We start from the raw sequence: 10,074 nt of genomic DNA, 5'->3' as shown, positions 1-10,074 counted from the left end.
AGCGCTCCTGCGGGGTCTCGCCTGTAACGCTAATCCCCCAGGAGTCAAGCGTCTTCCACTTCAATCAACATATAGCTTAAAATCAACGATGGACTTTAACACAGCCAATTTTTTAAAACCAATATTTTAATATCGAGGAATGTGGATCTTTAAACAAAACAACAATAAGCGATCCTGGTTTCCATTAGGAATTCCAAGATCGCTTAAACTATTTCTTCTTCCATTTTGAGCTATAGATCCTTTCTATATTCCCATCTATAATGATAAGGGATTAAGTATTTATTTTGAATACCAAGCGCAATTTTACCTTTGCGCTATCGCCTTACTTAAGTCATTGGAACCACCTTTTCTTAAAGAAATAGAATGTTTCGTTTGTAGTACCCAGCGTTCATTTCAACGCTTTCACCTTACTTAAGTCATCGGAACCACCTTTTCTTTGACAATAGGATGTTTCGTTTGTAGTACCCAGCGTTCATTTCAACGCCTTCGCCTTACTTAAGTCATCGGAACCACCTTTTCTTTGACAATAGGATGTTTCTTTTTGTAGTACCCAGCGTTCATTTCAACGCCTTCGCCTTACTTAAGTCTTCGGAACCACCTTTTCTTAGACAATAGGATGTTTCGTTTCGGAGCACCCAGCGTTCATTTCAACGCCTTCGCCTTACTTAAGTCTTCGGAACCACCTTTTTCTTAGACAATAGGATGTTTCGTTTCGGAGCACCCAGCGTTCATTTCAACGCCTTCGCCTTACCTTAAGTCATTGGAACCACCTTTTTCTTAGACAATAGGATGTTTCGTTTCGGAGCACCCAGCGTTCATTTCAACGCCTTCGCCTTACTTAAGTCTTCGGAACCACCTTTTTCTTAAACAATAGGATGTTTCATTTGTGGTACCCAGCGTTCTACTCAACGCCTTCGCCTTGCTTACGTCATTGGAACCACCTTTTCCTTAGAGTATGGATGTCGTTTGTGTGTACCCAGCGTATATTTTCTACGCCTTCGCCTTACTTACGTCATTGGAATCACCTCTTAGGAGGAATGTGAATCATTATCATTTTATTTTCTTAAGAGCTACCTCCTTTTTTCTTTGTGGATGATTACTTGATTTAATATTAATATGTTTTTTGTATTTTGTAAATATTCATAAAATTCTGATTTATAGGGTTTTATCAATGTATTCTCTTTCATCCTTAGTTATTCTTCATTTTACTGCCTTTTTTAATATTTTTGAATATCCATTACGACTATCACCAACATAAAACAAGAGCTTTTCCTCTTAAAGGAAAGCTCCTGTAATAATATCTATTTCAATTTTAATTTCGCTAGTGCATCTGCAAGTGCCGTGTTGATGGGCTCATCATTGTTCTGTTTTTTCAAGTATTGAGCCACTTCGCGCTTATTCCCTACAGATTGGCTCGTTTTTTTCTTGCGTTCTTGGAAGGAACTGAGCTTTTCACGATGACCACATGAGCAGGCGAAAATCTGACCTTCTCCTTCACCACGTAATTCTAGCTTCTTGTGACAAACAGGACAGCGAGCGTTTGTCGCTCTTGAAATCGATTTACGGAAACCGCACTCGCGGTCCTGACAAACGTGCATTTTCCCCTTTTTCCCGTTCACTTCTAAGAGGGGCTTGCCACAATCCGGACATTTCTTTCCAGTGACATTGTCATGTCTGAATCGTTGTGTGTTGTTCTTAATTTCGTGTACAGAGCTTTTTGCATAATCCTTCATTTCGACAATGAACGTCTGCTTAGATAGTTTACCTTGAGCAATTTGCTGAAGCTTTTTCTCCCACTCTGCCGTTAAAGCAGGGGATTTCAAATCCTCTGGAACCAGCTCAAGCAGCTGCTTTCCTTTTGAAGTGACAAAAATGCCTTTTCCTTTTTTCTCGATTAAGAAGGAATTAAAGAGTTTCTCGATAATATCTGCTCTAGTGGCAACTGTACCGAGCCCTCCTGTTTCCCCTAACGTCTTAATCAGTTCCTTGCTTTCGCCACTCATGAAGCGAACTGGATTTTCCATCGCAGATAACAGCGTTCCTTCATTGAACGGCTCAGGTGGCTTCGTTTCTCCCTTTGTCATGTTGATAGATGATAGATTTAGCAAATCGCCTTTTTGAAGCGCAGGAAGCGATTGATCTTCATCTCCATCCTCTTCATCATACTGATAAACGTCTTTCCAGCCTTGTTGAATGATTCGTTTTCCCCTAGCAGTGAACGCTTCTTTCCCGATTGCTACTTTTAACGTCGTTTGTTCGAACTCAAAAGGTGGTAAAAGGACCGCTAAAAACCTTTTTACAATCAAATCATAAATTTTATACTCTTTATCAGACAGTTTCTGCAGGAAAGGAGTTTGCTCTGTCGGAATAATGGCATGATGATCGGAAACCTTTTTATCATCGACAAAGGAACCGTTCACTCGGATTGGACTACGTAATATTTTAGACGCCCATTGGCTATAAGGTTTGATGCTGACTGCTTCCAGCCTTTCCTTAAGTGTATCTACCAAATCACTAGAAAGGAACTTTGAATCCGTTCTAGGATAAGTGACGACTTTATACTGTTCGTATAATCTTTGTGTGATCGACAAGGTTTCCTTTGCAGAATAACCGAAAATCCGATTGGCATCCCTTTGCAGCTCTGTCAAATCATATAAGCCAGGAGCATAGTTTTTCTTCATGGACTTTTGGATCTCTATCAATTCTGCCGGCTCATTCTGAATCTGCTTAAGCAATGCCATTGCCCTGTCCTCTTCAAAAATCCTAGTTTCTTTCGTTTTTTCTGATTGCCATGTCAAAGATACGCCATGATCCGTAACAGCTCGAAAACCGAAAAAGGCTTTAGGCACGAAAGAACGGATTTCTTCTTCACGTTTGGCAATCATCGCTAGTGTTGGAGTTTGTACCCGTCCACAGGAAAGCTGTGCATTGTACTTGGTCGTCAGTGCCCTTGTCGCATTGATTCCAACAAGCCAATCTGCCTCAGCTCTAGCTTGGGCAGAAGCATATAGATTCAGATATTCTTTGCCATCTTTTAGTTTTTGGAATCCTTGTTTGATGGCCTTGTCAGTTACCGAAGATATCCAAAGGCGTTTTATAGGTTTGTTTATATGGGCCTTTTCCAGTATCCAGCGGGCAACAAGTTCCCCTTCTCGACCTGCGTCAGTTGCAATGATGATCTCTTTGACATCAGAACGATTCAATTGAGCTTTTACTGCTTGAAATTGTTTTCCAGTCTTTTTGATGACAACTAGTTTTAAAGATGGTGGAAGCATTGGCAAGTCTTCCAATCTCCAAGCCTTATATTTATCATCGTAAGCTTCTGGATCGGCCAGTGTCACCAAATGGCCAAGCGCCCACGTTACGATATAATCATTTCCTTCGAAAAATCCATTTCCTTTTTTATGACAGCCAAGTACCTTCGCGATATCTCTACCTACTGAAGGTTTTTCGGCTAATACAACCGTTTTTTTCATACGTACATCCTTCCATTTGTTCTGACTGCTTATTAGTATCTCAAAAAAATGACCAGAACGAAAGGGATGTGAGGTTACAAAAACTCGATTTCGAATTACTCCTCATCCATACGATTTCTCAAAAAGGAACTCATAAAATCTTGGATAAATGCTTCATAATCCATATGCAACGCTACTTTCTGAACTACAAGATCTTTTTGTGGTTTATAGCGAAAATCGGCAAAGCTTTGGCCAAAGGCATTGCCTCGGTCCACAATTACTTGAACAGGAAGTTCGCGAGTTTCGAAAGCACCAGGATTTACTAAGTAGAAAAGTGTAACCGCATCATGCATTGGTGCTCCTTGGATTCCCGGATAGTTTTTACTATAAAAATCCTGATAGAAATCAAGGAGAGGCTTCACCATCAGCCCAAGAGGATCTTTTGTTTGTTGATGATATTCATTGATTTGATTTGCCATTTCAGGTGTAATTAAGGCATTTTGTGTCACGTTTAATGGAATTACTGTTACGTTTGTGGCATAGCGAAGAACGAGATTCGCCGCATAGGGATCTCCATAAAAATTCGCTTCAGCGAGTGCTGTGACATTCCCTGGATAAAAGAACGCCCCACCCATCATTACAATTCGCTTCACTTGCCGCATTAGATCCAATGCTAGAATAAATGTCGTCGCCAAGGAGGAAAGCCTGCCAAAGGTTACAATCGTTAATTCTCGATAATGCATTTTAATGATTGGAATAAGATCCTCTATCGGAAACGTTTGAAAGTCTCCAGTCTCTGGCAATACCGGATTGAATGGACCTAACCCTTCAGGTCCATGTACCTCTGGAAAGAATTCTGGGTCAATAGCTGTCAGGGGCACAAATGCTCCTTCGAAGATTGGGATATCATATCTACCTGAAATGTATTGGATAAAATTCAAATTTCGTAGCACTTTATTCCGCGGCACATTTCCATAGTCCGCAACGACTCCTAGGATTTCGAAATCCTCTCGGAACAAGGCTTTGAATAACGTAATCGTATCGTCTATACCAAAGTCTCCAAAAATAATAACCTTTCTTGGATTTGCCATCTGATCACCTCACTCTCAATATATGTAGGAAGGGATTCGTTCTAGAATGAAGATGGAATTTTCAACAAAAAAAACAATCTGTAAGAATGATAGTTAGCCCCTTCTATTTATTTATGGGTACGAATTTAGTATGATGGATAGTATGTAAAGACTAGCAGCGGAGGCATGAAAAACATGAGTTTATTAGTAGTTGAAGGATTAAGTCATAGCTTTGGAGATCGGATGCTTTTCAAGGATGTTTCCTTCCGATTAAACCAAGAACACGTCGGTCTTGTCGGGGCAAATGGTGTCGGCAAATCGACGATGATGAATATTATTACGGGTCAACTAGTTCACGATACTGGAAGAGTGGAATGGACACCAGGTGTACAATATGGTTATTTGGACCAGCACACAGTGTTAACACCTGGAAAAACGATTCGTGATGTATTGCGTGACGCATTCTTGCCATTATTCAAGGAAGAAGAAGCGTTAAATGAGGTTACATCTCAAATGGCAACAGCATCTCCAGAGGAATTGGAAGTACTATTGGATAGAATGGCTGAGATCCAGGACAAATTAGATGCTGGCGGATTTTACTCGTTAGATATCAAAATCGAGGATGCCGCTCGTGGTCTTGGTTTGGACGCAATCGGCCTTGACCGTGACGTTTCTGCCCTTAGTGGTGGACAACGTACAAAGGTCCTTTTAGCGAAGCTTTTATTAGAGCAACCTGAAGTTCTTTTACTCGATGAGCCTACCAACTATTTAGATGTAGAACACATTAAGTGGCTTACGAATTACCTAAAAGAATATCCACATGCATTTCTACTTATTTCGCATGATACGGAATTCATGAATCAATCCGTAGATGTAATTTTCCAATTAGAATTCTCTAAGTTGACTCGTTACACTGCAACATATGAGAAGTTTTTAGAGCTTGCTGAAATTAACAAGAACCAGCATATCAATGCCTATGAAAAACAACAGGAATTCATCAAGAAGCAAGAAGATTTCATAGCGAAAAATAAAGCGCGTTATTCTACGACAGGCCGTGCAAAAAGCCGTCAGAAGCAGTTAGAACGTTTGGACCGTATTGACCGTCCTGAAACAGCTATTAAGCCGACTTTCGAATTTAAAGAAGCACGCGGTAGTAGCCGATGGGTATTTGAAGGAAAAGATGTTGAAATCGGATATGATCTTCCGTTACTACCAAAGTTATCTATGACGATTGAACGTGGAGAAAAAATTGCTATTGTTGGTTGCAACGGAGTCGGAAAATCTACACTTTTAAAAACGATCCTAGGCAAAATCAAGCCTTTAAATGGAAAGACGATATTAGGTGATTTCCTTTACCCTTCTTATTTTGAACAAGAAGTGAAAGCTGGAAGCATCACACCTATCGATGATGTATGGAATGCATTCCCGAATCTAGACCAGAATCAAGTAAGGGCTGCACTCGCACGTTGTGGATTGAAGAATGAGCACATCTCTAGGCCTCTTAGTCAGCTAAGCGGTGGTGAGCAAGCAAAGGTTCGCCTATGTAAACTCATGATGGAAGAAAGCAACTGGCTACTGTTTGACGAGCCTACCAACCATTTGGATGTTTCAGCTAAGGAAGAGCTTCAGAAAGCGATGAAAGCTTATAAAGGGACGATTGTCCTTGTATGCCATGAACCTGACTTTTATGAAGGCTGGATTACAAAGGTATGGAATGTTGAGGAATGGTCAAACCAAAATCAACAAGCTGAATAGAAAAGCAGACGGGGCTGAACCTATAAAGGTCAGCCCCGTTTTTGTTTATCGTTTTCTAGCCACAAGCGTATAGGTTTTTGGCAAACCAATATCATGAAGCTTATGATTCGGTTCCTCCTCCAGAATTTCCAAAAACAAGCCTGCCTTTGCAACTGAAGTGACCACTTCACCGAGGGTCCATTTCCTTTGGATCGTTCTAGACAATTGGCCTTGTTCTTCATCTGGCATATGCTTGGAAAAGGCAACTTGACTCTCTTGCAAAGTAGGGTCGAAGTAATTACCCACTACTCTATGCTTTTTCCCATTCGATGTAATAAGTTTAGTAGAAATAGGATGGAATTCATGCAAGATAAAAACTCCTCCTGAAGCAAGCAAGGATTTTACTTTTTCCATCAGAGGGTCTAAAGAAATGAAGTAATGAAGCACGCCTAGTTCCATAAGGACGTAATCATAGGTATCCAGCCCGTCACTCAAAGATAAGGCATCTGACACAATATAGGTAATGTCCACTCCTGCTTCAGCTGCCACTTCTTTGGCAAACGACGCATTTTCTTTGGAAAAGTCAGCTACAGTTACGTCAGCACCAAGCAACGCCATAGCTGTCGCTTTTACACCGTTCGATCCAAGTAAATGTAAGACTTTATTGTTCTTTAAATCCTTCATATACTTGTAAAAAGGATGCAGGCGCCATTTAGGATTCTGCTTGATTTTGGCTGCAATCTTCCCAGGCTCTCCGTATCTGTGAATCAATGCCGTATAATTATTCTGATTCCAGGCTTGCTCATTTTGTTCAGTCAGCGATTTCTGGGTGTTCAGAAGGAAATCAGCCACTTGAGATTGATAAGAGAAATCTTGTTCATAAATACCACTATAAAAGGAGCGACAAAAAACTTCTTTTCCATCTAAGGTGATCCCAATTCGGTATGGGTCAGTTTTGACTGTCGTATTAAAAAAACAAGATATTGTTATTTGAACTTGTTGATATGATAACCGGAATTCGGCTTTTTCGACATCTTTTGAAATGGGAGAAGGATTAAATGGAGAAAGTCCCGAATACGCCGAATCTAACACATCCCATTGAATAATCACTTGGATGTCCGACTCTGATATAGGAACTCCTTGTAACGTTAAGGCCGCTTCCCCTATAAATGTGTAAGGTATATTAGCTTCTTCTAAGATTGAAGCAAAATCTCTGATCGTTTGTTGATAAGTTGTTATATTCACGGTAGCCTCCATGGAAATTTCACTTAATCAGCATTATACCGTACTTTTCGCAAACTTTAAAAAGTACTCCGACATCATTTTGCCAATGAGTGCTTGAAAGCATAGATGACCGCTTGGGTACGGTCTTGTACCTCTAACTTACTAAGGATACTACTAACGTGGACCTTTGCCGTTTTTAAGGCTATGAAAAGTTCATCAGCGATTTCTTGATTGCTCTTTCCTTGTGTCATTAAAAGTAGGATTTCCATTTCACGATTGGTCAGCTGATCGTGTAGTTGAACGTTCTGTGGCTGTCGCATTTTCTTCATCATTTTGCCTGTGACCTCGGGTTCCAAAACAGACTGCCCATGATAAGTCGACCTAACAGCATTGGCTATTTCACTTGCCTTTGATGTCTTAAGCATATAGCTGGTAGCTCCTGCTTCCAGGGCAGGATAGACTTTTTCATCATCCAAGAAGCTTGTCACGATGATAATTTTTGCTTCAGGCCACTGTGCGATAATTTGCCTTGTCGCTTCAATCCCATCCATTTCCTTCATGACTAAATCCATTAGGATAATGTCTGGCTTCAACTGTAGGGCAAGTTCCACACCTTTCTTTCCATCATCCGCTTCTCCCACCACCTCAATATCCGATTGTGCAGACAAATAAGAGGAAACGCCAATCCTAACCATTTCATGATCATCTACAAATACCACTCTAATCATCGCTACCATCCTTTTTTAGTACAGGAACTTTTACTTCCAAACGTGTACCCTTTTGGACAACACTGACAATTTTCAAAGTTCCACCTATTTCTACTGCTCTCTCATGCATATTCTGAAGACCGTATGAACCGGTTCGTGATTGTTCGACCTCAAAGCCTTTTCCATCATCAGTCACCCTCATGATGATCATCTGTTCTCGACAGATCAAGAGGACTTCTAATGAAGATGCCTTCGAGTGACGAAGGGTATTGGAAACCGATTCCTGCAAGATCCGGAATAAATGATCTTCTACACCTTTATCCAATGCTGTATCTTCAATTTTCCATGTTATATCAATAGGAACCTTTTGCTTTAGCTCCATTAGTAACTCTTTAATGCCTTCCTGCAAGGTCTTCCCTTTTAACGGGACAGGGCGGAGATGTAGCAATAGAGCTCTCATTTCAAGCTGTGATTGATGGATCATTTGTTCAACCATTTGAAGTTGCCGATTTTCTGTTTCATTATCCAGCGATCTTGTTTCATTGATGGCCGACATAAGCATCGAAGCTCCGAACAATTGCTGACTGACAGAATCATGTAGCTCCCTGGCCAACCGGTTCCGTTCCTGAGAAACGATTTCCTGGACACGTTTTTCCTGGTCTTCCGCACGCTCATTGGCAAGCTTTTGCGAAAGAACTACCTGTTCTGCTACATGCTGCTGAAGCTTATTCATTTTTTTAAGGACCGATTCTACTTCAGCCACTTGTTTTTTCGCTGCTTTTGGAATTGTCTTTCCTTGTTCCACTTCAATGAAGGAGTCGGATATTTGCTTGATTTGTTTATGCCACGAATAGCCTGATAGTGCACCTGCTATAATTCCAACAAATACAGAGACTACTGGGATTGATATGATAAATGGGAGGTCAAATATCTCTTGCTCCCAAATGATTTCTAAGTTAGTTGGGGGATAAAATAAAATAAAAAAAGTGCTCAACATCAAAGCAAGGCTAAGCGAATAGAGCATCCCCCATAAAATTTGTCGGGTAATAATGCTCATATCCGCTTCACCTCCAGGCTGCCTACCATTAGACTTGTGACAATCTTGATTTTTTTCTCAGCGTCATCATAGCCAGTTGTTTGATATTGTAAGTTTTGATTGAAAAGTTGGGGATCATGCTGATCGAAAATCTTAGAAGATCCAACGATGGTGGAATGAACGATTTTCACTTCTGTCTCGTAAGGTACATAGATTTGTACATTACCTAATATATTACGGACACAAATCACATTTTCTCCCTTAGGGAGTACCGTGTTACTTATGTCGATCATGGTATCACCCACCCCACCTTGAATGTTGACATCATTCCATTCATAGACGGATTCAGGCGTTTTTTGGCGGCCAAACAACATATTTCGAAAGAACAAAGGCTTTTTCCAAACCTGTTCAGGGTTTACGGATGCTACATCCGTGCCGAATTCAGGATTAAAGAAATGAGGATTCTTCTTCCGTTGAACGAATTGAAAAATGACTAAAAGTAAGATTGCCATCAGGAAAAATTTAAATGCCATCATGCTTAAAATGGCTCCTGCCGCAGTGACAACGCCTATCCAAAATAGGATTTTGCCTAGTGTACTCGACCATTTTTTCCTACCAAAATAAATCATTAATGCGGAAAATACGAGGGAAAAAATCAATCCACTATCAAAAAAGGAGATTTCCAAGAGCAATAAAATGACGCCGATAATTAATATCGATGCCACATAATCTGTTCTTGACTTAAACATCGTACCCCCCCTTTTTCCTCAGTTAATCTTGTAAAAAAGGCGCAGCATCCAATCCACGCCTTTTGAATGTAATCTTTTATTCGTTTTCTACTATTTCAT

General features: G+C 40.5%; 7 protein-coding genes. 1 reads left to right on the top strand and 6 read right to left on the bottom strand.

What is annotated here, in order from left to right:
- Positions 1-1,301: 1,301 nt before the first annotated feature.
- Positions 1,302-3,476, bottom strand: a complete 2,175-nt coding sequence (locus tag G3O09_RS20480) for a DNA topoisomerase III (RefSeq protein ID WP_163103288.1) — start codon at positions 3,474-3,476, stop codon at positions 1,302-1,304.
- Positions 3,477-3,571: 95 nt separating this feature from the next.
- The gene (locus G3O09_RS20475) at positions 3,572-4,546 is read right to left on the bottom strand and encodes a nucleoside hydrolase (protein ID WP_163103287.1); all 975 of its coding nucleotides are present in this window, start codon (positions 4,544-4,546) and stop codon (positions 3,572-3,574) included.
- Between the two features lie 174 nt (positions 4,547-4,720).
- On the opposite strand from G3O09_RS20475, the gene G3O09_RS20470 reads away from it, so the two are divergent.
- Positions 4,721-6,280 (top strand): ABC-F family ATP-binding cassette domain-containing protein, encoded by a 1,560-nt coding sequence (locus tag G3O09_RS20470; RefSeq protein ID WP_163103286.1) that lies wholly within the window; start codon positions 4,721-4,723, stop codon positions 6,278-6,280.
- A gap of 45 nt (positions 6,281-6,325) precedes the next feature.
- On the opposite strand, the gene G3O09_RS20465 is transcribed toward G3O09_RS20470, so the two are convergent.
- The 4 genes from G3O09_RS20465 to liaF form a co-directional block, all read right to left on the bottom strand.
- Positions 6,326-7,504, bottom strand: coding sequence for a class I SAM-dependent methyltransferase (locus tag G3O09_RS20465; protein ID WP_240338512.1), 1,179 nt, complete (start codon positions 7,502-7,504; stop codon positions 6,326-6,328).
- Between the two features lie 74 nt (positions 7,505-7,578).
- Positions 7,579-8,211 (bottom strand): response regulator transcription factor, encoded by a 633-nt coding sequence (locus G3O09_RS20460; RefSeq protein WP_163103284.1) that lies wholly within the window; start codon positions 8,209-8,211, stop codon positions 7,579-7,581.
- Positions 8,204-9,247 (bottom strand): sensor histidine kinase, encoded by a 1,044-nt coding sequence (locus G3O09_RS20455; protein WP_163103283.1) that lies wholly within the window; start codon positions 9,245-9,247, stop codon positions 8,204-8,206. The genes G3O09_RS20460 and G3O09_RS20455 overlap by 8 nt, the downstream gene beginning before the upstream one ends.
- The gene (liaF, locus tag G3O09_RS20450) at positions 9,244-9,975 is read right to left on the bottom strand and encodes a cell wall-active antibiotics response protein LiaF (protein WP_163103282.1); all 732 of its coding nucleotides are present in this window, start codon (positions 9,973-9,975) and stop codon (positions 9,244-9,246) included. Before liaF ends, G3O09_RS20455 begins: the two co-directional genes overlap by 4 nt.
- Between the last annotated feature and the right edge of the window lie 99 nt (positions 9,976-10,074).

Source organism: Peribacillus alkalitolerans, from assembly GCF_010882125.1.
Classification (GTDB): Bacteria; Bacillota; Bacilli; order Bacillales; family DSM-1321; genus Bacillus_BN; species Bacillus_BN alkalitolerans.
Note: the sequence above shows the minus strand (reverse complement) of the source record. Positions and strands in the feature narration are given on the sequence as shown.